At 72.4% G+C, this 25,827-nt stretch carries 23 protein-coding genes; 9 read left to right on the top strand and 14 right to left on the bottom strand.

The window, feature by feature from the left end:
• Nucleotides 1-11: 11 nt before the first annotated feature.
• Together ACH34R_RS16030 and ACH34R_RS16025 are read right to left on the bottom strand one after the other, a co-directional pair.
• Nucleotides 12-1,793: an HSP90 family protein gene (locus tag ACH34R_RS16030; RefSeq protein ID WP_397562209.1), complete on the bottom strand. Its 1,782-nt coding sequence runs from the start codon at nucleotides 1,791-1,793 to the stop codon at nucleotides 12-14.
• 68 nt (nucleotides 1,794-1,861) lie between these two features.
• On the bottom strand, nucleotides 1,862-2,761 hold the full coding sequence (locus ACH34R_RS16025; RefSeq protein WP_397562208.1) for a hypothetical protein: 900 nt from the start codon (nucleotides 2,759-2,761) through the stop codon (nucleotides 1,862-1,864).
• A gap of 216 nt (nucleotides 2,762-2,977) precedes the next feature.
• On the opposite strand from ACH34R_RS16025, the gene arfB reads away from it, so the two are divergent.
• Nucleotides 2,978-3,400: an alternative ribosome rescue aminoacyl-tRNA hydrolase ArfB gene (arfB, locus tag ACH34R_RS16020; RefSeq protein ID WP_397562207.1), complete on the top strand. Its 423-nt coding sequence runs from the start codon at nucleotides 2,978-2,980 to the stop codon at nucleotides 3,398-3,400.
• Between the two features lie 129 nt (nucleotides 3,401-3,529).
• On the opposite strand, the gene ACH34R_RS16015 is transcribed toward arfB, so the two are convergent.
• Nucleotides 3,530-4,906, bottom strand: coding sequence for a S28 family serine protease (locus ACH34R_RS16015; protein ID WP_397562206.1), 1,377 nt, complete (start codon nucleotides 4,904-4,906; stop codon nucleotides 3,530-3,532).
• 199 nt (nucleotides 4,907-5,105) lie between these two features.
• On the opposite strand from ACH34R_RS16015, the gene ACH34R_RS16010 reads away from it, so the two are divergent.
• The 4 genes from ACH34R_RS16010 (at nucleotide 5,106) to ACH34R_RS15995 (ending at nucleotide 9,380) form a co-directional block, all read left to right on the top strand.
• Nucleotides 5,106-6,017 (top strand): shikimate dehydrogenase family protein, encoded by a 912-nt coding sequence (locus tag ACH34R_RS16010; protein WP_397562205.1) that lies wholly within the window; start codon nucleotides 5,106-5,108, stop codon nucleotides 6,015-6,017.
• A 596-nt stretch (nucleotides 6,018-6,613) separates the two neighbouring features.
• A complete protein-coding gene (locus ACH34R_RS16005) occupies nucleotides 6,614-7,246 on the top strand; it encodes a GPP34 family phosphoprotein (protein ID WP_397562204.1) in 633 nt (210 codons plus the stop codon).
• Nucleotides 7,247-7,311: 65 nt separating this feature from the next.
• Nucleotides 7,312-8,787 carry an APC family permease gene (locus ACH34R_RS16000; protein ID WP_397562203.1) on the top strand — a complete coding sequence of 492 codons (1,476 nt, stop codon included), beginning with the start codon at nucleotides 7,312-7,314 and terminating at the stop codon, nucleotides 8,785-8,787.
• Nucleotides 8,784-9,380, top strand: a complete 597-nt coding sequence (locus ACH34R_RS15995; RefSeq protein WP_397562202.1) for a GNAT family N-acetyltransferase — start codon at nucleotides 8,784-8,786, stop codon at nucleotides 9,378-9,380. The genes ACH34R_RS16000 and ACH34R_RS15995 overlap by 4 nt, the downstream gene beginning before the upstream one ends.
• A gap of 67 nt (nucleotides 9,381-9,447) precedes the next feature.
• Here the strand turns inward: ACH34R_RS15995 and ACH34R_RS15990 are convergent, their stop codons facing one another.
• On the bottom strand, nucleotides 9,448-9,768 hold the full coding sequence (locus ACH34R_RS15990; protein WP_397562201.1) for a hypothetical protein: 321 nt from the start codon (nucleotides 9,766-9,768) through the stop codon (nucleotides 9,448-9,450).
• 306 nt (nucleotides 9,769-10,074) lie between these two features.
• On the opposite strand from ACH34R_RS15990, the gene ACH34R_RS15985 reads away from it, so the two are divergent.
• The 3 genes from ACH34R_RS15985 to ACH34R_RS15975 are packed head-to-tail and all read left to right on the top strand — an operon-like array spanning nucleotide 10,075 to nucleotide 13,565.
• Nucleotides 10,075-11,826, top strand: a complete 1,752-nt coding sequence (locus tag ACH34R_RS15985; RefSeq protein ID WP_397562200.1) for a serine hydrolase domain-containing protein — start codon at nucleotides 10,075-10,077, stop codon at nucleotides 11,824-11,826.
• A 9-nt stretch (nucleotides 11,827-11,835) separates the two neighbouring features.
• On the top strand, nucleotides 11,836-12,510 hold the full coding sequence (locus ACH34R_RS15980) for a response regulator transcription factor (RefSeq protein WP_397562199.1): 675 nt from the start codon (nucleotides 11,836-11,838) through the stop codon (nucleotides 12,508-12,510).
• Nucleotides 12,507-13,565 carry an ATP-binding protein gene (locus ACH34R_RS15975; RefSeq protein WP_397562198.1) on the top strand — a complete coding sequence of 353 codons (1,059 nt, stop codon included), beginning with the start codon at nucleotides 12,507-12,509 and terminating at the stop codon, nucleotides 13,563-13,565. Before ACH34R_RS15980 ends, ACH34R_RS15975 begins: the two co-directional genes overlap by 4 nt.
• A gap of 14 nt (nucleotides 13,566-13,579) precedes the next feature.
• On the opposite strand, the gene ACH34R_RS15970 is transcribed toward ACH34R_RS15975, so the two are convergent.
• From ACH34R_RS15970 to ACH34R_RS15925, 10 genes are all read right to left on the bottom strand, one after another.
• Complete coding sequence (locus ACH34R_RS15970; RefSeq protein ID WP_397562197.1) at nucleotides 13,580-14,311, bottom strand: glycoside hydrolase family 25 protein; 732 nt, start codon at nucleotides 14,309-14,311, stop codon at nucleotides 13,580-13,582.
• Between the two features lie 343 nt (nucleotides 14,312-14,654).
• Entirely contained in the window at nucleotides 14,655-16,190 is a 1,536-nt protein-coding gene (locus ACH34R_RS15965) for an FAD-dependent oxidoreductase (protein WP_397562196.1), read from the bottom strand.
• Complete coding sequence (locus ACH34R_RS15960) at nucleotides 16,183-16,791, bottom strand: PadR family transcriptional regulator (protein WP_397562195.1); 609 nt, start codon at nucleotides 16,789-16,791, stop codon at nucleotides 16,183-16,185. Before ACH34R_RS15960 ends, ACH34R_RS15965 begins: the two co-directional genes overlap by 8 nt.
• Nucleotides 16,792-16,865: 74 nt before the next feature.
• A complete protein-coding gene (locus ACH34R_RS15955; protein ID WP_397562194.1) occupies nucleotides 16,866-17,846 on the bottom strand; it encodes a helix-turn-helix domain-containing protein in 981 nt (326 codons plus the stop codon).
• Between the two features lie 53 nt (nucleotides 17,847-17,899).
• Nucleotides 17,900-18,643 carry an SDR family NAD(P)-dependent oxidoreductase gene (locus tag ACH34R_RS15950; RefSeq protein ID WP_397562193.1) on the bottom strand — a complete coding sequence of 248 codons (744 nt, stop codon included), beginning with the start codon at nucleotides 18,641-18,643 and terminating at the stop codon, nucleotides 17,900-17,902.
• Entirely contained in the window at nucleotides 18,640-19,719 is a 1,080-nt protein-coding gene (locus tag ACH34R_RS15945; RefSeq protein ID WP_397562192.1) for a 2,3-butanediol dehydrogenase, read from the bottom strand. The genes ACH34R_RS15950 and ACH34R_RS15945 overlap by 4 nt, the downstream gene beginning before the upstream one ends.
• Nucleotides 19,716-20,999: an MFS transporter gene (locus tag ACH34R_RS15940; protein ID WP_397562191.1), complete on the bottom strand. Its 1,284-nt coding sequence runs from the start codon at nucleotides 20,997-20,999 to the stop codon at nucleotides 19,716-19,718. Before ACH34R_RS15940 ends, ACH34R_RS15945 begins: the two co-directional genes overlap by 4 nt.
• Nucleotides 21,000-21,006: 7 nt before the next feature.
• Nucleotides 21,007-21,540: a 2,4'-dihydroxyacetophenone dioxygenase family protein gene (locus tag ACH34R_RS15935; protein ID WP_111170166.1), complete on the bottom strand. Its 534-nt coding sequence runs from the start codon at nucleotides 21,538-21,540 to the stop codon at nucleotides 21,007-21,009.
• Nucleotides 21,541-21,653: 113 nt separating this feature from the next.
• Nucleotides 21,654-22,181, bottom strand: a complete 528-nt coding sequence (locus ACH34R_RS15930) for an NUDIX hydrolase family protein (protein WP_111170174.1) — start codon at nucleotides 22,179-22,181, stop codon at nucleotides 21,654-21,656.
• A gap of 84 nt (nucleotides 22,182-22,265) precedes the next feature.
• On the bottom strand, nucleotides 22,266-24,311 hold the full coding sequence (locus ACH34R_RS15925; RefSeq protein WP_397562190.1) for a catalase: 2,046 nt from the start codon (nucleotides 24,309-24,311) through the stop codon (nucleotides 22,266-22,268).
• Nucleotides 24,312-24,570: 259 nt separating this feature from the next.
• Here ACH34R_RS15925 and ACH34R_RS15920 point away from each other — a divergent pair, with 259 nt between their 5' ends.
• On the top strand, nucleotides 24,571-25,806 hold the full coding sequence (locus tag ACH34R_RS15920; RefSeq protein ID WP_397562189.1) for an MFS transporter: 1,236 nt from the start codon (nucleotides 24,571-24,573) through the stop codon (nucleotides 25,804-25,806).
• The last annotated feature ends 21 nt before the right edge of the window (nucleotides 25,807-25,827 follow it).

Raw genomic sequence — 25,827 nt, 5'->3', positions numbered from 1 at the left:
CCTTGCCCCCTCTACTCCTTGCCCAGGACGGCCCAGTCGAGCAGGCCGAGGAACGATCGGTTGAGCGCGGCGGTGTCGGCCGCGCGCAGCGGGTGGTGGCCGTGCAGCAGCGCCATGCCGTACAGGGCCTCCACCGCGGTCCCGGCCAGCGCCGGGTCGGGCAGCGCGACGATCCGCCTGACCAGCGGGTTGCGGTGGTTGAGCACGAGGCGTGGGCGGTCCGTGGCGACCACGTTCTCGATCGCGCCGAGCACGTCCGCCCACAGCGCGTCGCTGTTCTCGCGGGCCTCGCGCAGCTCGGCCTGGTGCTGCGCGGCGCGGCTGGTGAGGTAGAGCGCGGGCAGCGAGGCCGGATCGAAGTCGCGCAGCACGACCTCGCAGCCGAGCCCGTCGAGCGCGTCCGCCGCCGCCATCAGGAACGGCCGGGCGGCCAGCTCGGCCTCGGGGTCGACCGGCGAGAGCCGGGTGGCCAGCTCGGCCGGGTCCAGCCGGTCCAGGCGGGCCTCGGGGTCGATCCGGGGCAGCCGCTCAAGGATGTCGGCGTCGTAGACGTATCCGGCGTTGATGAGCCCGATCCCCTGCGCGCCCGCCACGCCGGAGAGCTGCCGGAACTCGTCCACGCCCGAGGTGTAGCGCCCGTTCGGGTGGCGCAGCCGGAACTGGGCGAGCGTCATCGGGCCGTCGCTGGTCTCGAACTCCAGCCAGCGGTCCACGAGACGCAGCATGTCGTCGTCGTGCAGCGCCAGCGCCTTGACGCCCAGGTGGTGCAGGCGCAGGAAACCGCGCAGCCGCGCGGGGTCGGTCTCGGCCAGCGTGACCAGCCACTCGCGCAGCCGCGTACCGAGCACCGTGCGGGTGTGCTCCAGCAGGTCGTCCTCGTACAGCGCCTCGCGGCTGGCGGTGGGGCGGAGTTCGCCCGCGTCGACCACGCACCGGGCGAAGAACGCCCACTCGGGCAGCAGGCCCTCGGCGCTCTCGGCCAGCAGCATGCGCTTGAGGTAGACCCGGTGGGCGGCGCGGACGGTCGGGTTGGCCGGGCTGGGCAGGACGAACGCCACGCCGGTGAGCCCGGCCTCCGGCACGGAGAGGTCCACCACGTCGAAGGCGGTGAAGCCGAACAGCTCCCTGCCATGCTCGATGAGCGCGGCCCGCCGGGCGTCGGGGGTGGGGTGGGCGGCCTGCCAGGGCGGGCCGTCGCCGCTGATCCGGTGGCCGTTGACGCGGACCTCGACGGGCAGCAGCGAGCCGTACAGGGCGGCCAGCTCGGTGACGGTGCGCTCCGACACCCACTCGCCGGCGTCCGCGCGCGGCCTGAGGGTGACGGTGGTGCCGGGCTCGGCGCGCTCGGCGGCGGCCCGCTCGACCCGGTAGCGGCCGTCGGCGAGGCCGGTCCAGCGCACGGTGGGAGCGCCGGTGACCGAGCGGGTCTCGACCTCGATCTCGTCGGCGACCAGGAAGCCGGAAAGCAGCCCGATCCCGAACTGACCGAGGAACTCGTGCCGGGCGAAGCCCAGCTCGTCGCGCTTGGAGGAGCGGCCGATGGTGGCCAGGAGGGTGTGGACCTCCTGCTCGGTGAGCCCGATCCCGGTGTCGTGGATCTTGAGCAGGGCACCGCCGTCCTCCACGGTCAGCTCGACGCGGGCGGGGGCGACAGGGTCATCGACCCGCCGGGCGGTGATGGCGTCGACGGCGTTCTGGAGCAGCTCGCGGACGTAGACGCGCGGGCTTGAGTAGAGGTGCCTGCTGAGCAGGTCCACAACTCCACGCAGGTCTACCTGAAAGGCGCTTTCCACCCGATTCCCCCCGTTCAACGACGACGGGGAATCACCCTAGCGGCCAGGACCGACAGGGGCCGATCGGTTTAGAGGTACGGAGTCAAGAACGGGTTCAAAGCACCGGATCCGAGGTACCGCCGGACGCTGTGAAAGTCGATCCAGTCCAGGTTGACGAGCCCGTCGTGGTCGACTCCGTTGAAGCAGCCGCGCAGCGTGGGCGGGATGGCCGCGATGTCGTCCTTGTCGGCGATGTTCACCCACCGTTTCACGCCTTCCGGGCGAATGCCCCACCCTCCTGCGGGGGCCGGCATCAGCCGCTCGAAGACGACGTTGCGCATGCCGAGCGGGCTGCCGAGCGTGATCAGCAGGTCCACGTTCAGCTCGGGGTAGGCGTGCAGGGTCTCGTACGCCACGACGCTGCCGAGCGAGTGCGCGATGACCACCTGGGGGTTGTGCCTGCGGATGGCCTCGGCGACCGCCTCGCGGCACCGGACGCGGGCCGGGCTCCCGGTGCTCTCCAGGTAGGCCGCGACCTCGGGGCAGAACATGGTGGCGAACGACACCGCCCGCTCCTCCAGGCGTTCGAGCAGCCATTCGGTCGCCCGTCGCAGCGCCCCGGTGAGCGACTCCCCCGCGGCCTCCTTGATCCCTTCGAGCTGCGTCGCCCAGTGGAAGAAGACCCTTTGGGCCTCGGCGTCCATGGCCTGCTCCACCCGGCCGCCGCGCGCCGGAACGGCTCCGGGGCGGCCCGGTTCGCCGAGATGGTGGGCGTAGTAGGCCACGGCGGTGACGTAGTCCTCGCCGGAGCCGGCGGGGTGGCCGTTCGGGCTGTTCAGGCCGTTCAGGCCGGTGAGGCCGGTGAGGCCGCCGTGCAGATATCGGTTCCATTTCCCGCGAAGCGCCTCGGCCGCCGCCGAGGCCGACATTCCGGCTTCCTCGTAGTAGTGGTACTTCCCGATTCCATGCACGCCGACGATCGCCGTCACAACGCTTCCTCCGTGGAATCCCCGTCCCGGCCGGAAGCCGCGGGCGATCCGGCCGGGAAAGGCGGGAAGGCAGCGGCCGACGGGCCAGCGGATACGATGCACGACCCGCGTCCGCTCCCACAAGTGACGGAACTTAACCATTTGATCACCGTATGGGGGCGATGGGTAAACTGTATGCCGACAAACCGCCCGAAAGCCCAGAAAGGAGGGCGGATCATGCCCGGCCCGCTCGTCGTACGCGCCTCGGTCGTCATTCCCGAGGCCGAGCTGCGCTGGCGCTTCTCCCGCTCCTCCGGGCCAGGAGGGCAGGGCGTCAACACCACCGACAGCCGGGTCGAGCTCGGCTTCGACCTCGCCGCCACCACCGCGATCCCGCCGGAGCCGAAGGCCCGCGCGCTGGACCGCCTGGCGCCGCGGCTGTCCGGCGGGGTGCTCACGATCGCGGCCTCCGAGCACCGCTCCCAGCTCCGCAACCGGGAGGCCGCGGCGGCCCGGCTCGCCCAGGTGCTCCGCGAGGCGATGGCCCCGCCACCGGCCCGCCGCCGCCCCACCAAGCCCGGCCGCGCCTCGATCGAACGCCGGCTCACCACCAAGAAACACCGCGCCGACCTCAAACGCCTCCGCCAGTCCCCCCACTGACCCGACGCCCCACCACGACGGCACGACATCCGGCGGCAGGGGCTTCCCCGGCCGGCGGGAGGGCGGCATTCGGCGGCGGGGCCGAAGCTCCGCTGGCCGGGTGGGCGGGACGGTGTACGAGGGCGGGGGCTAGTTCGGGCGGGCGGGGGGCAGCATGTCGTCCAGGGGGAGGCCGGGGACGCGGTCGGCCAGGTGGCTTGCTGGGACGCCTGCCCAGCGCAGTAGGGTCGCGGTGGCTTCGGCGCGGTCCGGCTCGGCCAGGCCGGCGATGTTGGCCCCGTGGTTGGCGCCCGGCGCGACGTACAGCGCCGAGTCCCGTCCGCTGGGCCTGAAGCGCTCCGCGCCCCACGGGTCGTTCTCACCGTAGATGAACATCATCCGCTCCGAGCGGGTGCGCACCCAGTGGTCCACGTCGAGCATGGGCCACGGGTCGTGCCGGGAGCGCAGCTCGGCGGGGAGCACCGAGTTGGGCTGGTTGAGGTTCTTGTACCGCAGCAGCCCGCGCAGGTGCCGGTAGCTCATGGTGGCCCAGCCGAGCTGGCCGGCCGCCTGGTAGTAGTACGGCGTGTAGTACTCCTGGCCCTGGTCGGTGTAGAAGCCGAAGGACGCCACCGCGTCGATCCAGGCGTACAGCTCCTCGTCCGTGGCGGTCGCGGCGGGCACGGTGGCGCAGGCCGCGGTGGTGCGGTACTGCCAGAACGCCCACGCCGTGTCCAGGACGGTCATCTCGAAGGCCCGGTCGGCGGTGCCCAGGGTCTTGGCGAAGGTGTACCCCTTGCGCGCGGCCTCGGCCTCCAGCAGCGCCACCATCCGGTCCCGGCGCGAGAGGGCCTGCCGCTGGACCTCTTCCAGCGCCTTGCGGCAGGACGGCTCGCCCACCGTCTCGAAGAACCGGTCATAGGCGCGGTCGGCCGGATTGACGTGGTCGTTGGGCGCCACGTAGGCGACCACGGCGTCGATGTCGCGGGGATAGAACCGGCGGTGATAGACCGATGTCATGCCCCCCTTGCTGGCGCCCGTCTGGATCCACTTGCCGGAGTAGATCGGGTTGAGCGCCTGGACGATGCGGTGCTCGTCGGTGGCCGCCTGCCAGATCGTGAGGTTCCGCCAGTCGGCGGGTTCAGGGCGGGACGGGGTGAAGAAGCGGTGTTCGAGGGAGACCTGGTTGCCGCCGGTCAGCGCGGTGGGCTCGGTACGGCTGGCCCCGGGGTAGGGCGGCAGGCCGTAGCCGCCGGTGAACAGGACGGTCGGGGCGTCCTCGGCGCGGTGGAGGAGGGTGAGCCGCTGCTGGAAGGTGGCGCCGCGCGGCTTCCTGTGGTCGGCCGGCTGGGTGAAGCTGAGGATGAAGTACCGGTGACCGGGCACCGGCCGGCCTTCCGAGACCACCGTCAGCCCGGGGACGGCCTTGAGCCTTTCCAGGATGTCATCGCCGGTACCGGACGCCGACGCGGGCGCCGCCTGGACGGTGAACGCGACGGGCAGCACCATGGATAAGGCCGCGAGCATGGCCAAGAGCCGATTTCGCACGTTATGCGCCTCTCGACGGGGAGCTGTGGGGCCTCGACGCTATACCGCGATCACAAATCCGTTAATACCTGCTTCTCCCATAACGTGATGGCATATCACCGGGGCAGGTGGCTACCTTGGGCAGAGGGACCGGGCCACATGCGGGTGTGCGTCCGCCCTTGACGAAGGAGGCGCGCGGGTGAGCCCGAACACCGCGAGGATGGGGTTCGTCGGCGTGGACACGGCGAACTCCTCCATCCGCAGGGTCTTCCCCCTGTGGGCGCGTGAGCTGGCGCTGCCCACCGACGAGCTGGTGGGCCATGACCTGCCGCTGGACGCGCCCGACTCCGCTTACCGCGAGCTGGCGGCGGGCATGCGCGCCGACCCCGGATATCGCGGTGCGCTGATCACCACCCACAAGATCCGGATGTGGGAGGCGGCCGGCGACATGTTCGCCGAGCTGGACGAGTTCGCGCGGCTGTGCGGGGAGATCTCCTCGGTGAGCAAGCGCGGTGACCTGCTGATCGGCCATGCCAAGGACCCGCTCACGGCGGGCCTGGCGATGGTGGAGTTCCTGCCGCGCGGGCATTTCGCCCGTACCGGGGCCGAGGTGGTCTGCCTCGGTGCGGGCGGGGCGGGCAGCGCGATCACCTGGTGGCTGGCCCACCACGACGACCCCCCGCGCCGCATCGTGTGCGTGGACACCGACCCGGCGCGGATCGAGCGGCTGCGCGGCGTACACGCCAGGGGCGGCCTGCCGGCCGGGATGTTCGGCTACGAGGTGGCGGACGCGGCGGCCCTGGTCCGGCAGGCCCCGCCCGGCAGCCTGGTGATCAACGCCACCGGCATGGGCAAGGACCGCCCCGGCTCCCCGCTGCCCGCTGGTACGCCGTTCCCCGAGCACGCCCTGGTCTGGGAGCTGAACTACCGCGGCTCGCTGGAATTCCTCGCCCAGGCCCGCGCACAGCGCGAGGAGCGCGGCCTGACCGTGGAGGACGGCTGGTCCTACTTCATCCACGGGTGGAGTCAGGCGATCGCCGCGATCTTCGACCTGACGCTCACACCGGACCTGGTACACGAACTGGCCGAGATCGCCGAAGTGGTCCGCTGAAGCCCGTCACCCCACAAGGGGTACCGGACGATGCGCTCGTGGCCTACGTGCGACCGTTCAGCGGGTTTTGGGGCATACCGGAATGGCCCATGCCGGGAACTGGCCGGATGCGGACTTGATCTGAAGTCCGCTGGACGGGGCCGCCCCGGCCGTCGTGAGCGCATCGCGCCGGGTGGCGGCGGGGCACAGCGACGCAGCAAGGTGGGTGGCGGCGGGCCCCGCCCGTGCCACCGATGGCCCTGTACCGAGGGCGGAGATCCCCTGGTGATCGCGCCCTCGCGGCCCGCCCGCGGGCCGGAACGGCGATCCGGAAACCGGGATCACTATGCCCCAAAAGCAGATATAGGCCACTATCCCGTGTTATTACCGTCTTTATCACCAATACGCAAAAGATGGGGTAGCCCGGCAATGGCGATCTTTGATAGAAGTTTTCCCGCGCCGGCAATCGAATTCGCTGCCGTAGGCCCCTGTCAAATCGGTTATCCGTTAAGGGCGAATAGTGACTGCACTGATTCGGCCCCTTTCTCTCGGGGGACACCGGAGTTCGCTGCGGCGATCGCCGCACGTTCCGCGCGCCCCCGTGCGGGAGGCCGCGCGTGCTCGCTGACGACTTCTTCTTCATCGCCTGGGACACCACCAGGTCGGGCAGGGCGCGGCTGAACCAGCAGGCCACCGCGCTCGGCCTGGCCGGGGCACTGATCGGCGAACTCGTGCTGCAGAACCGGCTCGCCGTACGCGGCCCGCAGCTCCGGCCCACCGCCCGGCACCAGGCCGCCGACCTGCTCTCCGACCGCGTCCTGGCCGAGATCAGGAACGCGCCCCAGCACACGGACGTGCGGACCTGGCTGGCCTACCTGGCCAAGGACGCCATCACCTCGGTGGCCGAACGCCTCATCCGCGCCGGCCTGGTGGAACACGAACCGCCCAAGCTGCTGCGGCGCAGGCACAGCCGCTACTACTCGCGCGACTTCGGCAAGGCCACATGGCCGTCGATCCGGTTGCAGACGGCACTGGTGAAGGGACGGCAGATGACGCCGGCCGACATGGCCATGGCGGCGCTCGTCGACGCGTGCGGGCTGCTGGACCCCGTGGTCCCCGACCCTGCCGAACGGCCCACGGCCCGCCGCTACCTGGCCGCCGTGCTGGCCGCGATGCCGCCGCCGCTGACCGATCTGACCAGGCACGTACAGGCGGCGGTGGGCGACGCCGTGCTCGCCTACCGGACGTAGGGCGCACCTCCCCCTTCCGGTCGTCTCCTCCCCCTCCCGGAGACACGTATCCAGAGAGGAACGCGATGCTCATCGATCATCCCGGCTCCGGCACGGACACCATCGCCGGAGCCTTGGCCGCCGACCGCCTCGGGGCGCCGTCGGTCGTCTATTTCGTACTGTCGGCGGCGGCCCCCCTCACCGTCGTGGCAGGCGTGGTGACCACCGCGTACGCGGTGACCGGCATCACCGGCCTGCCGATCGCCTTCCTGGTGGTCGGCGCGGTGCTGGCGCTGTTCTCCGTCGGCTATGTGGCGATGGCCCGGCACATAGCCAACGCCGGGGCCTTCTACGCGTACGTCACCAACGGCCTGGGCCGCCCGGCGGGCGTGGGGGCCGCCTGGATCGCCCTGATCGCCTACAACGCACTGCAGGTCGGCCTGTACGGCGCGCTCGGCGCGACGGCGGCCCCGCTGATCGTGCAGTGGGCCGGAGTGGAGATCCCCTGGTGGCTGATCGCCCTGGCCGCCTGGCTGCTGGTGGCCGTGCTCGGCGTGATGCGCGTCGATGTGAACGGCAGGCTGCTGGCGGTGCTGCTGACCGCCGAGGTGGCGGTCATCCTGCTGTTCGACGTGGCCGACCTGCTCAATCCCGCGGCGGCCGGTGCGGCCTCCGCGCTGTCGCCCGCCGCGCTGTTCGCCCCCGGCGTGGGCGCGCTGCTGGTGATCGCCACCACCGGGTTCGTGGGGTTCGAGTCGTCCGTGGTCTTCTCCGAGGAGAGCCGCGACCCGCGCAGGACCGTGCCGATCGCGACCTACGCCTCCGTGGCCATCATCGCGGTCCTGTACGCGCTCTCGTCTTGGGCGATGACCGTGGCCACCGGCCCGGAAGGCATCGTGGCGGCCGCCCGCCGCGACGGCCCCGAAACGATCTTCCTACTGGCCACGGCGCACCTCGGCGACACCGTGGTGACGATCGCCAGGGTCCTCTTCCTGACCAGCCTGGTCGCCGCGATGATCTCCTTCCACAACACCACCGCGCGCTACTTCTTCGCGCTCGGCCGGGAGCGGGTGCTGCCCGCCGCGTTCGGGCGTACCGGACGGCGCACGGGAGCCCCCAAGATCGGGTCGCTGGCGCAGAGCACGCTCGGCCTCATCGCGATCGTCGTCTACGCGATGGCGGGCCTGGACCCGCTGGTGCACCTGTTCTTCTACACCGGCACCTTCGGCGGGTTCGGCGTACTGCTGCTGATCGCCGCCACCTCGGTCTCGGTGGTCGCGTTCTTCGCCAGGAATCCCACGGGCGAGAGCGTCTGGCGCCGCGTCGCCGCCCCGGTCCTCGCCACCGCCGCGCTCATCACGATGGTGTCGCTGGCGCTGGCGAACTTCGCCACGCTGCTCGGGGCCGAAGAGGACAGTCCGCTGCGGTGGGCGCTGCCGGCGATCTACGTGGTGGCCGCCGTCCTGGGCGTGGCCTGGGCGCTCGTCCTGCGGGCGGTCCAGCCGGGCGTCTACGCGCGCGTCGGCATGGGGGCCAAGGCCGTCACCGGAGGCGCCCCGTGACCGCCGTCGTACGACTCGCCACGGCCGCCGGGGCCGGCCCGGTCACCGAACTGATCGCCACCGCCTTCGCCCGGCTGGCCGCCGTCTCCTACCTGGTGCCCGCCGTCGCCGAGCGGCACCGGGTGATGGCGGACAACTTCCGGATCTTCGTTGACCACGCGGTGGAGCACGGGCGGATCGAGGTCGTCGGGGAGGACGCGGCCCCGGTGGCCGCCGCGGTCTGGTTCCCGCGTACCGTGCCGCTGCCCGAGCCGCCCGACTACGACCGCCGCCTGGTCGCCGCCTGCGGGGAGTGGACCGAGCGGTTCCGGGTGCTGGACACGCTGTTCGAGAAGCATCATCCGGCCGAGCCGCACCACCACCTGGCGTTCCTGGCCGTGCACCCGTCCCGGCAGAACGAGGGGCTCGGCAGCACACTGCTGCGGCACCACCACGCGGAACTCGGTCCGGACGTGCCGGCGTACCTGGAGGCGAGCAGCGCGCGCAGCCGCGCCCTGTACGCCCGGCACGGGTATCAGTCCCGCGACCCGTTCCACCTCCCGGACGGCACGCCGTTCTGGCCGATGTGGCGGCCGGCGGGCTCCCCCGTCTGACGCGCCGGGCGGCGCCGCCTTCCGCTATGGCCCTGCGGAGTGGGCGGCGCCGCCGGCGTGGCGTCCGCTACGCGCCGATGGAGTGGGAGACCACGCGGGTTCCCGGCTCGCAGAGCAGCAGGTTGCGGGTACCGGTGAACTCCCTGGTGATGTCCTCGGTCGTCCTGCTGTCGGGATGGGTCTTGCAGCGGATCCAGTGGACGTACGTGCCGTGCTCGCGGCACTCGACGAACGAGCCGCGGCCGTCCCTGACGGTCTGCAGCCGGCACTCGATCGGCGACTGCGCCCAGGACTCCGCCGACGACGCGGCGGCGGCCGGGCCGCCGGCGAGCAGCCCGGCGGCGACGAGCGCCGGGGCGGCGAGCGTGATGATCACGCGTTTCACCATGTGATCCTCCAGATTCGAGGTGCTGTGGGACAGAAACCGCCGCGACCGAGGGTGATCATGGCCGCGGCATGTACTCATGGTGGAGACGCCCGCCCCGCCCCGGCCGTCACGGCAGGCCAACGCAAGCCAAAGTCCTCCCAAATCTCGGCCACGGTGACCGGCGAACACCCGCGAACACCCCAAGTCCCCGGCAGATCCCGACAAAGCGGCTCTCCCACCGGATAACCCGACTTTCCCGGGTGATTCCCCCGGCGACCGGCCCGGCCGTTCACATCAGGTTCACAGCGGTCCCGCTAGCTTCCCCGCATGCGAAGGACACTGGCGGGCCTGGCGGCCCTGGCCCTCATCAGCGGCACGGGGGCGTGCGCAGGCGACCCCGGCGACCCGGCCGCCGGCCCCGGCACAAAGGAGCGGAGCGGCACAAGCGACGGGGGCGGCGCGACGGGTGGCCCCGGAGTCAAGGCCGGGGCGGGCGGGTGTGACGCGCGGACGGGCAGGGCGTTCGGGGCGTGGGCCGAGGCGGGGTTCAGCGGGTCGATCGCGGTCCTCACCGACGGGAAGCCCACCTGCCTGGCCGCCTACGGCCCGGCCGACGACCGGGGCAGGCCGAACACGCCCGGCACGGTGTTCGACATCGGCTCGATCACCAAGGCGTTCACCGCCGCGGCCGTGTTCCGCCTGATCGACAAGGGCAGGCTGGCGCTGGACGACCGGGCCGGCGACCTCCTGCCCGCGCTGCGCGGGCCGGTCGCCGCCGCCACGGTCCGGCAGCTCCTGCTGCACGAGAGCGGCCTGACCGGCACGCACGCCGCCGATGACGCAGTGGTCGGCAAGGCCGCCGCCATCGCCGCCATCGGCGACCTGGACGTCGCCTTCCGGCCGGGCACCGGCCACCAGTACTCCAACGCCGGATACACGCTGCTCGCCCTGATCGTGGACGAGGTGTCGGGCACGGGCTTCCGGGACCACCTGGCCGCCGAAGTCCTGCGGCTGCCCGGAGGCAAGGCCGTGGGCGGGTTCTGGAACGGCGAACCCGCCGCACCGGGGCCGCGCGCGCTCGGCGTCTTCGACAACGGCGCGACCGGCGACCCCGGCGGACCGGCAAAAGGCCCGCACTGGGCCATGGACGGCAACGGCGGCCTCGCCATGACCGCCGGGGACCTGGCGCAATGGACGCACACGCTGTTCACCGGCGGCCTGGTGACGCCGGCGTCGGCCAAGGCCATCGCCGCCCCCGGGCACGACCTGGGCGGGGGAAGGTCCGAGACGCCCGGCTGGGTGGCCGCGTCGGCGGAGGTCTTCGGCGAGCCGTTCCTGGCCGCGGCGGGCGGCGGCGGGGAGAGCGCCCACAACGCGATGGTCGCCTGGGTCCCCGGCCGGCGCATGGCCGTCGCCGTCCTGTCCAACAGGCCCGAGGTGACCGCGGAGGACCTGCTCACCACGGTGGGCCCGGCGCTGCTCACCGGACGCCCGCTGCCCGTGCCGAAGACCGCCGCCCGCCCGGCGAAGGGCGAGCAGGCCGCTATCGTCGGGACGTACCGGCTGCCCACGGGAGGGTCGTTCCAGGTGAGCGCGAACGCGCGCGGGCCCGCCGTGGCCGCCGTAGGGGCCGACGCGGTCGCGGCCCTGTTCCCGCCCGGCCCCGAGCCGGGCGCGGACGCCCTGCGCGCCCACGAACGGGCGGTGCTCGGCCTGCTCGCCGGGCGGACCAAGGAGGGGCGCAAGGAGCGTGCGGCGCTGCGCGGCACGCTCGGGCCGATCGGCGGCATCGTCCCGGCGGGCACCCTGCGCACCGGCGGCGAGCTGCGGACCTACGTCCGCATCACGGCGGGCGGGCGCCAGGTGACCGGCTGGTGGTCGGTCGGCGAGCGTGGCGGTGTATCGGCGGCCGAGGTCCCCTCCCGTCCACCGGTGCTGCGCCTCGTGCCCGCCGGGGACGGCTACCGCCCCGACGACCCGGCCGGCAACGGCCCCGAGGTGACCGTCAGGTTCGGTGGGGACCGCATGACCATCGCCCGCGGGCCGGGCGGCACATCCGTCGCGGAAAGGAGCGGCTGACCCGCCCCCATGCGCATTCTGCTGATCGAGGACGATCCCGACCTCGCCGGGATCGTCGCCCTCGGGCTCCGCAACGAGTCCTACGCGGTCGACCTGGCCGCGACGTACGCCGCCGCCGAGGAGTCGCTGCGGGCCACCGCCTACGACGTGGCCTGCCTCGATCTGACCCTGCCTGACGGCGACGGGCTGGACCTGCTGCGCCGGCTGGGGACCGACCCCGGCCTGCGCCGCCCGAGACGGACGCTGGCGCTCACCGCCCGCGACGCGGTGTCCGACCGGGTCGCGGGGCTCGACGCGGGCGCCGACGACTATCTGGTCAAGCCGTTCCACTTCGCCGAGCTGCTGGCCCGGCTGCGGGCGCTGGGCCGCCGGGCCGAGGAGCGGGGCGCGGTACTTCGGGCCGGCGGCCTGACGCTCGACCTCGCCGCGCACCGGGCCTGGCGGGGGGAGGCCGAGCTGGGGCTGACCTCCCGGGAGTTCTCGCTGCTGCGCTACTTCATGCACCACCCCGGCGAGGTGCTGTCCGCCGAGGAGCTGCTCGAACACGTCTGGGACGCCAACGCCGACCCCTTCACCGCGTCGGTGCGCGTGATCCTCAGCCGGCTGCGCAGGAAGCTGGGCGAGCCGCCGCTGATCCACACCGTCACCGGGGCCGGTTACCGGCTCCAGGGGCCCGTGCCGTGATCCGCCCGCTGCGCTCGCTGCGGGCCCGCCTGGCCGTCCTCGGGTTCCTGGCGATCTACCTGCCGCTGCTGCTGCTGTCCGGCGTGGTACTGGTGACCGAGACCGAGACGGCGACCGAGATCGTGAACGGCGCGGAACAGGTCGCCGACGTCACCTCGCACACCACCGTCTCGGTCACCTGGACGCTGGTCGCGCTCGGGCCCGCCGCCGCGGCGGCGGCCTGGTGGTGGGCGGGCCGGGCGGTGCGGCCGATCGAGCGGGTGCGGGCCGTCGCGGACGAGATCGGCGCGACCGACCTGAGCCGGCGCATCGGGTTGTCCCGCGGGCCGGTGGAGGTCACCGCCCTGGCGGCGAGCTTCGACGCCATGCTCGACCGGCTGGAACGCGCCGCGGCCACCCAGCGCCGGCTGATCGAGGAGACCAGCCACGAGCTGCGGATACCGCTGTCGGTGCTGCTCGCGAACGCGGACGTGCTGCTGGCCCATCCCGCGCCGACCCTGCGGGTCTACCGGGAGGGGCTGGAGCGTTCAAGGGCGGCGGCGGTACGGCTGCGGACGGTCATCGACGACCTGCTGGCCGAGGCCCGTGGCCGGGCCCGCGTGCTGGACCGGCGGCCGGCCGACCTGATGGCGCTCGTGCGGGACGTCGTGGCGGGCGCGGCCCCGCTGGCCGCCGGCAAGGACATCGACGTGTCCGTCGCCGGGCCGGACGAGGTGGAATGCGCCGTGGACGGGCCGACCGTGGGCCGGGCCGTCGCCAACCTGGTGGACAACGCCATCAGGTACGGCCCACCCGGCTCATCGGTGGAGATCGAGGTGGGGGCCTCGGGCCGGGAGGCCGTGGTGACCGTGACCGACCACGGCGCGGGCGTCCCCGCCGGCGAGCGGGAACGGATCTTCCAGCGGTTCTGGCGGGGCCGGCGCGACGTCCCCGGCACCGGTCTCGGCCTGCCGATCGCCAGACAGGTCGCGCGGGCCCACGGGGGCGACCTCACGGTCTGCTCTCCGGGGCCCGCGGGCGACGGCTGCGTGTTCCGGCTGACCCTGCGCCGGTGACGCGGGGGGGGGCGTCAGGCGGCCGGACGGCCGAGCGAGCGCAGCCGGTCCGGGGTCAGCGCGGAGACGTTCTGGTCGATGGGCGTGTCGGAGTACTGGTGGATGGCCCATGACTTCCAGTCGGCGGGCGTGGTGACCGCACCCTTGTCCTTGCCGTAGTGGGCCACCCACAGCGGGTACTCCGCGAGCCCGGCGCCGTAGGTGTCGGCGAAGTTCCAGCCGCTGTAGAACAGCGGGGCCGTGCCGGTCTTGGACTTCACGTGCGACAGCCAGGTCTTGGCCCAGGCGTTGACCTCGGCGGCGGACCTGCCGTCGGTGGTCTCCAGGTCCAGCACCAGCAGGTCGCCCTTGGCGGGCTGGGCGTTCACCACGGACAGGAAGTGCTCGGCCTCGGCCACCGGGTCGTTGCCGGGGTGGCCGTAGTGGTAGGCGCCGCGCACGATGCCCTTGGCGTCGAGCTGCTGCCAGTGCCGGGCGAAGGACCGGTCGGTGAAGGTCAGCCCCTCGGTCGCCTTGACGATGCCGAAGCCGGCCGGGCTGGCCGCCCAGTCGTGGTCGGCCTGGTAGCCGGAGACGTCCTGGCCGTAGGTCAGGGCGGCGGTGCGGCTCTGGGCGCTGTGCGCGGCCCTACCGTGGTCGGCGTGGGCGGGCGCGGCGGCGACGGTGAAGCCCGTCACGGCGGTGGCCGCGGCGAGCAGGCCGGCGACGGTGGTGGTGCGGATGTCACGCAGGAGACGTTCGGTCAAGATGCGGGGCATACTGCTACTCCAAGGGGAACGGGGGCGCGGGCGGCCGAGAGGGCTTACGCGCGCGGAGCCGTGACCCCCGGCCTGGGAGAGGTAGGCCGGTCGTCAGGAGGTGAAGGACTCACGCGCGCGGTGCCCGCGGGGTGCGTTCGGCCGGACTGGAGGAAGTGGCGCGGCCACGTCGGCGTGGCGGCGATCTCACCTCGGCGGAACGGAGGTGCTCCGGCCGTCGGGGAACGGGGCGGAAACGGATCTTTCATTTCGCTTCCCCGTCAACGCCTAAAAAGCTAGGCGGCGCTTTGAGACCGTGCAAGTGCCCGCCACGGCCCCTTAACGCATTCCCCTACCGGCACGGGGTTTCGCACGCCGAGATTTTACTTTCCGGCGAGCCGAACCACGTGGTCAGCGCGTGCCGCAGGGTGGCCGCCGGCCTGGGGTCGCGTCTGGTGGACACCCACGCGGTGTGGCCGTCCGGCCGGACCAGCAGTCCGGCGAGGCCGGGATCGTCCTCGCAGCGGGCGCTGAGCACGTCCACCCGGCCGCGCAGGCCCGCCGCCTCGGCGGCGAACGCCCCTCCCGCGCAGTCCACCAGGACGCCACGCCCCGCGCGCAGCAGCGCGGCCAGGCCGGTGGCCGCCCCGTCCGGCCCGGTCAGCTTCAGGTCGGGGGCCAGGCGGCCCAGCCACGGGTGGTCCTCGCCTTCGGGGTCTGCGGCTCGGCCGGGGGCGGGCGGCATGGCGTACCGGGTGCCGATGCCGGTCACGGCCTCGGCCAGGTAGCGGTTGACCGGCGCGAGCGCGGTCAGCTCCGTGACCAGTTCGCGCAGCGGGGCCAGCCGTTCCTCATCGCCGCCGAGCAGCGCCTGCGCCTGGGTGTACCGGAGCACCGCGGCCCCGGATGCGTGCCGTTCGGTGTGGTAGGAGGCGAGCAGCCCGGCGGGGGCGTGACCCTGGACGGTGGCGGCGAGCTTCCAGCCGAGGTTCACCGCGTCCGCCAGGGCGACGTTCACGCCGAGCGCGCCCGCGGGCGGGTGGATGTGCGCGGCGTCGCCGGCCAGTACCACCCGGCCTGCCACGAACCGGTCGGCCAGCCGGGCCGCGTCGCCGAACCTGCTCAGCCAGCGCGGCGGGCCGAGCGGGACGTGCCGGCCGAGCGTCTGGTCCAGGGCGGCCTGGAAGTACTCCGCCGTCACCGGCTCGTCGCGCTCCTCCGGCGGGGCGGGGTCCTTGACGACGATCCGGACGTACCCCGGCCTCGGGATGACCAGGACCGCGCCGCCGGGGCCCGTGGTGACCCCGAGGGAAAGGTCGCCCTCGACCATGGGTTCGGCGTCGGCGAGGATCGTGTACCGGGTCGCGGGCGTGCCGGGGAAGCCGATCCCGGCGAGCTTGCGCACGGCGCTGCGCGAGCCGTCGCAGCCGGCGACGTATCCGGCCCTGATCTTCCGCTCCCCCTCCGGGGTCCGCGCGGTCACCGTGACGCCGCCGGCGTCCTGCTCCAGCCCGGTGACCTCGTGTCCCCGCATGATCCGCACGCCCAGCTCCGCGGCCCATTCCGCCAGCAGCTCCTCCACCCGGGCCTGGGCGATGCCCAGCACATGGCGGTGCCCCGCGGCCATCGCGGTCAGGTCGAGCAGCAGCCTCGGGTCGGCGAACATCATGTGCGGCACGGTCGGCCCCTCGGCCAGGAACCGGCCGGCGATCCCGCGCCGGTCCAGCACCTCAAGGCTGTAGGGGTTGAGGTTGAAGCCCCTGCTGTGACCGGGGTGGCGGGGGTGCCGTTCCAGCACGGTCACCGGCACGCCGGCCAGTGCCAGTTCGGCGGCCGTCATCAGCCCGGCGGGCCCCGCGCCCACCACGAGCACCGGCGAGTCAGCCACGGACCTCACCGGCCTCGGCCGCCACAGCCTGCGGCCATTCCAGCGCGCCGGTCTCGATCTCGGTGATGATCTCCTCGACCCAGCCGAGTTCGGCCTCGTACATGCGCACCGCGTACTCGACCTCGATCACGAACAGCCGGGGGGCCAGGCCGCCGTCCACGACCCTGGCGTGGTCCCGCCGGGCGTCGTCGATCAGCGTGCGCAGCGCGGCCGACCGCGCGCGCAGGGCCGCCGCCGCGCCCTTCTTGCCGAGCGCGCCGAGGTAGGTCACGGCGGACAGGAACTTGGGGTACTCCGCCGCGGGGGTGCGCAGCAGTTCGTCCAGCCAGCGCAGGAACTCCTGGCGGCCGAGCGGCGTGTGCGCGTAGACCGTGCGCTCGGGCCGGTTGCCGCTGCGGGTGATCTCCACCGCGCTGATCCAGCCGGCCCGCAGCAGCGCGTTGACCGTGTCGTACAACGAGCCCGTGGTCAGTTTGAAGGCGTTGTCCAGGCCGCGCTCGCGGAAGGCCGCCGCCATCGCGTGCGGGTGCATGGGGCTCTCCTGGAGCAGCCCGAGCACCGCCAGGCCCAGCAGGTTCGACACCTTTCTTCGCGTGCTCATCAAATCCTCGCTTCCGATCGCTCGGATCCGAGTATATGGGCCTACGGATACCCGGCCGAGCCACCGGGGCATGATCAGGTGGTGGCGGCGCGGGTCTCGCTCGGGGTCTGGCCGAACTGCGCGCGGAACACCCGGGCGAAGTGGGCCTGGCTGGAAAAGCCCCAGCGGTAGGCGATGTCGGCGATCGTCAGGTCCCGGCAGGCGGGGTCGGCGAGCTGGTGGCGGGCCTTGAGCAGCCGCCGTTGCAGGATGTACCGCGAAGGGGTGGTCTTCGCGCACTCGAAGACCCGGCTGAGGTGGCGGGCCGAGATGCCCATCACCGAGGCGACCTGCCCGGCCGTCAGGCACGGGTCGTGCAGGTGGCGCTCGATGTAGTCCTCGGCGATGATCAACTGGCTGAGCAGCCCGGTCGCGCCCGCCCCGCCGCCCGCCCGGTCCAGGGCGAGCAGCCGGATCAGATCCAAGATCGCGTCCGCGCCGCCCTGGCGGGTGTCGCCGGAACCGGGGACCGGGGTGTGGCGCTGCGGGGCCAGCAGGCCGTCCAGCAGCGCCCGCAGCGCGGACAGCAGCGTGCCCTCACGGGCCGAGCCCCTCCCGAAGTGCATCGGCGCGGGCACGCTGCCGGCCAGGCAGGTCCGGGCGAACAGCTCGCGCGGGATGTCCACCAGGATCTGGCGCATGTTGGAGGAGAACCCGAACAGGTACGGCTGGCGGGTGTCGTAGAGCACCAGCTCGCCCGCGTTGACCGCCAGGCAGCCGCGTTCGTGCAGGAACACCGCCTCCCCCTTGACCAGCAGGGTGGCGAAGACCGAGTCCTTGGGCGCGGTCTTGGCGACCTTGGGGGTGCGCTCGACCACGTGGGCGTTGCCGGCGATCTCCGCCAGCCGTACGCCGTCCACCTGGAAGTTGGTCTGCCTGGCCAGCAGGCCGTGCTCGGAGTACGACGTGCAGGAGAGGCCGACCAGAGCCTTTCGGTTGTACTCCTCCCAAAATCCGATGCGCTCGTCCGGATCGACCGCCTCGGTGGTGGCGCGCGAGATCACGGCGACTGCCATCTCGGTCTCCTCCCTCGTCACAGGGCGGGGCATATGAGAGCGCAACATAACCCTTAAACAGCCAGATATCCACCATCAACCGGTATAACCGCGCCATTGATATAGGAAGCGGCCGGCGAACAGAGAAAGGCGATCACCGCCGCGATCTCCTCCGGCCGGCCGTACCTGTCGGCGGGAATCCGGGCCCGCACCGCGGCGGACGCCACCGGGTCGTCCATCAGGCCCCTGGCCAGCGGAGTGACCACGAACCCCGGGGCCACCGCGTTGACCCGGATGCCTTCCGGCGCGTACTCCGCGGCGAGCGAACGGGTGAGCTGTGACACCCCTCCCTTGCTGGCGCTGTAGGCGGGCCGGTCCCGGCTGCCGGTGAAGGCGAACATCGAGGAGACGTTCACGATCGCGCCGCCGCGCCGGGCGAGGCCGCCGCGCGCCGCCTGGCAGGCGACCAGCACGGCGGTGAGGTTCACCTCGATCACCCGCTGCCAGCGCTCGATGTCGTACTCCTGGCGGTCCAGGCTGATCCCCGCGCAGTTGACCAGGTGGTCCACGCCGGGCCCGGCGGCCTCCTCGGCCAGCAGCCGGGCCAGCGCCTCCCGGTCGGTGACGTCCTGCTCCACCACGCGCACCCGTTCGTGCGCGGGCGGGCCGCTCTCATCGCGCGCGGGCAGGCCGATGGCCAGGACCCGCGCGCCCAGGCCGGCCAGCAGGGTGGCCGTGGCCGCCCCGATGCCGGAGGTGCCGCCGGTGACGACGGCGTTCCGGCCGGTGAGCAGGTCCGGGCGGAAGACAGCGGTCACCGCGGCGCTCCCCGGCCCGAGCCCGGCCGTACCAGGATCTTGATCTCGTCGCCGCCGCCGTCCAGCAGCGCCTCGAAACCGCGCTCGACCACGTCGGCCAGCGGGATCGTGGCGGTGACCACCGCGGCGAGGTCCACGCCCTCCTCGGCGACCAGCCGGATCAGCTCGGGGTAGCAGTCCCGGTAGCCGACCGTGGTGATGATCGACTGCTCGTTGTTGACCAGCGCGAACGCGTCCAGGGTCACGGTCTCGGCGAGACCGACGAAGATCACCCGGCCGCCCCGCCTGGTCGCCGCCAGGCAGGTACGCAGGGTCTCCTCCTTGCCCACCACCTCGAAGGTCACATCGGCGCCCTCGCCGGTCGCGCCCGCCGCGACGCGCAGCGCCGCCGCGCCGGCCTCGCGCACGTCCACGATCTCGGTCGCGCCCAGCTTGCGGGCCAGCCGCAGCCGCGACGGGCGCACGTCCGCGGCCACGATCCGGCGCGCGACGCCGTACCGCGCCGCCAGCAGCACGATGAGCAGGCCGATCGGCCCCAGGCCGAGGACCGTCACGGTCTCGCCCTGGCGGATGCCGGCCCGGCGCAGCGCGTGCAGCGCCACCGCGGCGGGCTCGAACACCGCGGCCTGCTCCAGCGGCACGGTCTCGGGCAGCTTGTGCAGCATGTACGCGGGCAGCGTGGCCCATTCGGCCAGCCCGCCGTGCCCCATCAGCCCGGCGAACCCGAAGTGCCTGCACAGGTTGTACTCCCCCGCCGCGCAGCGCGGGCACATCCCGCACCGGTAGTGCGGCTCGACAGCGACCCGGTCGCCCGGCGACAGCCCCGGCACGGCCCGCCCCACGGCGGTCACCACGCCGCAGAACTCGTGGCCGAGGATCAGCGGCGCGGCCACCCCCGACTCCGGGTGCGGGGTGCCGACCGGGATGGCGTGCGGCCCGTCGGCGTACTCGTGCAGGTCACTGCCGCAGATCCCGCAGTAGGCCACCGCGATGGTGACCTCGCCGGGGCCGGGTGCGGGCACCTCGACGTCGAGGACCCGCACATCCCTGGCGCCGTGCCACACGGCCGCCCTCACATCGCCTCCTTGGCCACGGCCGCGGGCGCGCCGCGACGGCGGAGTACGGCGGGCGCGGTCTCGCGCAGCCCGAACGACAGCACGATCACCAGCGCCGCGCCGCCGGCCGCGATGAACATCGCGGTGGACAGCCCCCACTGGTCGGAGGCCCACCCGGCGATCACCGGCGCGAGGAACCCGCCGGCCAGCTCGCCCACGCCCATGATCAGGCCGAGCGCGGTGGCCAGCGCGCCGCGCGGCACCGTCTCGGCCGGGATGGTGGCCATGAACAGGGTGAAGCAGCCGAGCCCGGTGTAGGTGAGGATCATGAGCGCGCCGAGCAGTACCGGATCGTCCACGAACACCAGCGCGAACGGCGAGATCAGGGCCAGCACGCTGAACAGGATCAGCGCCGGCTTGCGGCCGATCCGGTCGGAGATGCCCGGGGTGAGGAACCCCCACAGCACCCACGCCACCCCGAGACAGGTCATGACACCGCTCATCGTGCCCGGGTCGTATCCCTTGACCGTCGTCAGGAAGGTCGGCGTGAAGGTGATCAGGATGATGAACCAGGTGAGGTAGCAGCAGGCGATCATCATGCACAGCACGATGTTGCGCAGCTTCAGGACCTCGCGCAGCGGCGGCTTGGGCAGCGCGGGCTCGTCCACCGCCGCGGTGTTCAGCCGGGACACCGGCGGGCGCTCGTGGACGGACTTGGCGATCCACACGGCGATCAGCAGCCCAGGGATGATCGTGACGAAGAACGCCGCCCGCCAGCCGATGGTCTCGGCCAGCCAGACCACCACGAGCGGGGCCAGAATGCCGCCCAGCAGGCCCGCGGACGAGCCCTGGACCAGGCCCATGTTCAGTCCGCGGCGGCTCTCCCTGGACGCCTCGGCCATCAGCGACTGCGCCATCGGCAGCACCGCGCCCTCCGCCACGCCCATCAGGGCGCGGGCGGCGAGCAGCCCGGCGAACGCGCCCATCAGCCCGGAGGCCGAGGAGAACAGCGAGAAGCACAGGACCGCGGCGATCAGGATGGGCTTGCGGCGGCCGAGGCGGTCGGAGAGCCGGCCCGCGATCATCCCGGCCAGCGCCCAGGTGAGGGCGAGCACGCCCGACAGGGTGCCGAGCTGGGCGTTGGTCAGGCCGATCTCGGCGTCGATGTAGGGGGCGAGGAAGGCGAGGGCCTGGCGGTCGAAGAAGACGAATCCGAAGGCCAGGAACAGGATGAGCAGCAGCCGGTTCTCATACCGGTCGGCCTGCCGGCCCGCGGCGTGGCCCGCGTCGTGAGTGGTCATGGCGCGGTCAGCGGAACAGGGAGTTGACGTAGGCGGAGCCGATGCCGACCTTGTCGTAGTGCTCGCGGCACATGGCGATGTAGTCGTGCACGTCGAAGTGGCCCTGCGGGTTGCCGTCCTCGTCCAGCCAGATGAGCGGGCCCTTGACGATGAAGAAGGTCTTCATCGGCTCGCCGCTGTCGTAGGCGACCAGGGTGTGCCCCTCGCCGGGGGCCTCGTAGATGAAGTCGCCGGCCGTGGCCGTCCAGGGCCGCTCCAGGTATCCCCACTTGCCGGAGATGGTGTAGGCGAACACCTCGTGCGGGTGGTAGTGACGGTTGACCAGCCCGGCTTCCTTGGCGCGCAGGATGTCGGCCCAGCTGTTGTCCTTGACGTTGATCCACAGCGGGCGGGATCCGACCGTGTCGGTGAACGGCACGTAGTAACGGTCGTCGTCCGTGGCCACCTGGGAGAGGTAGACCTCGGGCAGCGCGTCGGGCTTCTGGGAGTTCTGGATGGGCTTCAGGTCTTTCCAGAACTCGTTCGTAGCGTTTTCGGGCATTGTTAACGGTTCCTTTCACCGGTCGATGCCCGAGAGTGAACCCCGTCACGCCCACCCGTGTCTTTCCTCAGCCGGACACGGGGCTTGCCGGTTCAGGACCCCTGCGCGCTACCTCACGGCAGCCGGCCGACGTGCGCGAGCGCCTGCTTGAGCAGTACGCCCTGCCCGCCGGTCATCTCCTGCTGCACCACCGGGGATGCCGCCTCCTCCGGGGTGAACCAGATGAGGTCGAGCGCGTCCTGGCGGGGGCGGCAGTCGCCCGCGACGGGAACGATGTAGGCCAGGGACACGGCGTGCTGGCGGGGGTCGTGGTACGGAGAGACCCCCGCCGTCGGGAAGTACTCGGCGATGGTGAACGGCTGCGGCGAGGGCGGCACCTGAGGCAGCGCCACCGGGCCGAGATCCTTCTCCAGGTGGCGCATGAGCGCGTCGCGCACCCGCTCGTGCAGCAGCACCCGCCCGGACACCAGGGCACGGCTGACCGTCCCGTCCGATCCGATGCGCAGCAGCAGGCCGACGCGGGTCACCACACCGCAGTCGTCGAGCCGCACGGGGACGGCGTCGACGTAGAGGATCGGCATCCGCCCGCGGATCGACTCCAGTTCGCCGGGAGCGAGCCAGCCGGGCACGGTTTCGGTCATTTCGGTCACCAGGCAATCGTACTTGCCCGGCCGCTCCCGCACCGGTCACCGGCGAGACCCGCGTGCCGGTGTTGCGGGGACGCCTCAGGCGGGGACGCCGGAGATGTCCCGGTCGAAGTGCCTGTGGGCGGCGATGGCCGCGATGAACTCCTGCTCGAACGCTCCGCCGGTCGTGTCCGGCCCCACCACCCCCGGGCCGGGGGGCAGCGCCGCCGCCTCCAGCAGGGCGCGCCCGCCGGGAAGCGCGGCGACGGCCTTGCCGTGCTTGAACGCCTCGCGCACGAAGTGCACCGCGTACGCGTTCGCGGCCAGTCCCCCGCCGTCGGCGAGCAGCACCGCGTCGTACAGCACCGAAGAGGCCGTGGTGAGCTGCCGGTCCGCGGTCAGCCCGGCCACCGTCCCCTCGTGCGGGGCCAGGATCTCGCAGATCGCGCCCTGGCCGGTGAGCGCGCCGCGGACCGGTTCCACCTCGCTCGCGGCGGTGTCGCCGGAGACCAGGACGGCGATCTTGCGGGTGGCGATCGAGTCGCGCGGCGCGTTCGCCTGGCTCAGCGCGGGCGACATCTTGCCGTGGTTGGCGGTGCCGCCCGGTGGCACCTCCAGCCCCAGCCCCGCAGCGACGTCCCTGGCCAGCACCTGGTCGATGTGGATCAGGTGGGCGAGGACCTTCTCCTTGATGTACCGCCGCTCCACGTGGCCCAGCTCGAACAGGAAGGCCGCCACGATGTGCTGCTTCTCCCAGTGCGACATGCTGTTCCAGAACAGCGTGGCCTGGCTGTAGTGGTCCTCGAAGCTGGGGCTGCGCTTGCGGATCTTGTTGCCGTCCACCCGCTCCTGGTAGTGCCGGAAGACCCCGTCCCACTCCCCGCTCTTGGCCGCGGTGATCGGGCAGCCGCCGCTGATCGAGTTGACCGAGTAGCTGGTCCGGCTCTGGTGGATCATGTGCTGGTGGTAGCCGTCCCGCTGGTCGTTGTGCACCGGCGCGATCGGGCGGTTGACCGGGATCTGCGGGAAGTTCGGCCCGGCCAGCCGGATGAGCTGGGTGTCCAGGTAGGAGAAGTTGCGGCCCTGGAGCAGGGGGTCGTTGGTGAAGTCGATGCCGGGCACGATGTTGGCGGTGTGGAAGGCGACCTGCTCGGTCTCGGCGAAGAAGTTCTCGGGGTTGCGGTCGAGGACCATCTTGCCGACCGGCCGTACCGGGACCTCCTCCTCAGGAATGATCTTGGTGGCGTCGAGCAGGTCGAAGTCGAACTTGTGCTCGTCGGCCTCCGGCACGAGCTGCACGCCGAGCTCGTACTCCGGGTACGCGCCGCGCTCGATCGCCTCCCACAGGTCACGCCGGTTGAAGTCGGGGTCGTTGCCCTGGACGCGCAGCACCTCGTCCCACACCAGCGAGTGGGTACCGAGCACCGGCTTCCAGTGGAACTTCACGAACGTGCCCCGCCCCTCGGCGTTGACCAGCCGGAAGGTGTGCACGCCGAAGCCCTGCATCATGCGGAAGCTGCGCGGGATCGCCCGGTCCGACATCAGCCACATGATCATGTGCAGGCTCTCCGGCTGGAGTTGCACGAAGTCCCAGAACGTGTCGTGCGCCGACTGGGCCTGCGGGATCTCGTTGTGCGGCTCCGGCTTGACCGCGTGGACGAAGTCGGGGAACTTGATCCCGTCCTGGATGAAGAACACCGGCATGTTGTTGCCGACCAGGTCGTAGTTGCCCTGGTGGGTGTAGAACTTGGTGGCGAAGCCGCGCACGTCCCGCACGGTGTCCGCCGAGCCGCGCGAGCCCGCGACCGTGGAGAACCGCACGAAGGTGGGCGTGACCAGCGACGGGTCGCACAGGAACTGCGCCACCGTGTACTCCGCCAGCGAGTCGTCGTACGCCCGGAACTTGCCGTAGGCGCCCGCGCCGCGGGCGTGGACCACGCGCTCGGGGATCCGCTCGTGGTCGAACCTGGTGACCTTCTCCCGGAAGTGGAAGTCCTCCAGCAGGGTCGGCCCGCGCTCGCCCGCCGACAGGGAATTGTCGGTGTCATCGATCCGGACGCCCTGGTCCGTGGTCATTCGCGTGTCGTGGGAGTCGATTCGGTAATCGTCCAGTTGCCGCTGCTTGTCGTCACTTTCACCGGCCACAGGGTCCCCCCAGAGGATTGAGTGGAATTCATCCGTTTCGGGGGCCACCGCGGTCCATACCCACCACCACTGGAACGGGAAGCGCAAGTGCAGGTCAGCGGTATGGCGATCATCCGCGGCGGCCATGTCCGGGCCCGGCCGCCCGCCCGCCACGCCGGCCGCGCGGCACCCGGGAGATCAGGTCCGCCGCCCCCTCTGCCCACATCGGTCGCGATGAAAACAGGTTTTTTGTGGTCAGACCACTTATTAAGCTCTAGTGGTGCACAAACTCCCCCGTCCTGATCGGGCCACCGTGCGCGCCCGCATGGGCGTCTTCGGCTACTTCTTCCTACTCGGTATCACCGTGGGCATGTGGTCGGCCGGACTGCCCGCGCTCAACGAGCGACTCGACCTCGGCCCCGCCCGGCTGGGCACCGTGCTGCTGCTGGTCGCCGCGGGCGCGCTGGCCGCCATGCTGCTCGCCGGGCCGCTGGTGGACAGGTACTCCAGCAGGAGGGTGGCCTGGTTCACCGGGCCGCTGTCCGCCGTCCTGGTGATCGGCCCGGCCCTGGCCCCCGGCTTCCTGTGGCTCGCGGTGCTCGCGGTGGTCTTCGGCATCGGCCTCGGTACCGCGGAGGTGGCGATCAACTCCCACTCGGTGGAGGTCGAGCGGCGGTACGGGCGGCCGATCGTCTCGGCGTTCCACGGCGTGTGGAGCCTCGGCGGCGCGGCGGGCGGGGCGATGACGGCGGCCGGGCTGCAGGCGGGCCTCGACGGGCAGGTCCTGCTCATCGCGGCGGCCGTCGTGGTCCCGTTCGCCTACCTGCCGTGCGCCCGGCTGCTCGGCCCGGCGGTCGAACCCCCGCGCGCGGCCCAGGCGACGCTGCTCTCCGGTACGACCCGGTGGGGGATCGTCGCCGTGCTCGGCGTGGTGGCGTTCGCCGGGCACCTGTCGGAGGGCGCGGCGATGGACTGGGCGGCCCTGCACGCCCGCTGGGTGCTCGACGCCGATCCGGCGCTCGCGCCGCTGGCGTACACGATCTTCTCGGTGGCGATGACCACCGTGCGGCTGCTCGGCGACCCGCTGCGCGCCAGGCTCGGCGCGGCGCGCACGATCCGGCTGGCCGGCATCCTCGCCGCCTGCGGTTATGCGCTCGTGCTGGCCGCGGGCGCGGTCCCGGCGGGACTGTCGGTGGCATGCGCGTGGACCGGCTGGGGGCTGGCCGGCGTCGGGCTGGCCACGGTGATCCCGGTGATCTTCAGCGCGGTCGGCGCCTCCGGCGACTCGGTGGGCCGCGCCCTGGCCCTGGTCACCGCCTTCGGCTACACGGGCCTGCTGGCCGGGCCCGCCGCGCTGGGCTTCGTCGCGGAGTCCTTCTCACTGCCCGCCGCCCTGGTGATCCCCGCGGTGTTCGCCATCGTCGTCGCCGTGGCGGGCGGCCCCGGCATCCGCGCCATCCTGCCCACCGCCCACCCGGCCAAGGACGCCGTCCCGGCGCCCGCCGCCGACCACTGACCCCGGCGCGGCGGGTTCCGT

It is taken from the genome of Spongiactinospora sp. 9N601 (assembly GCF_044326295.1).
Lineage (GTDB): Bacteria > Actinomycetota > Actinomycetes > Streptosporangiales > Streptosporangiaceae > Spongiactinospora > Spongiactinospora gelatinilytica.
The sequence above is the reverse complement of the archived record's forward strand: the minus strand, read 5'-3'. Positions and strand labels throughout refer to the sequence as shown.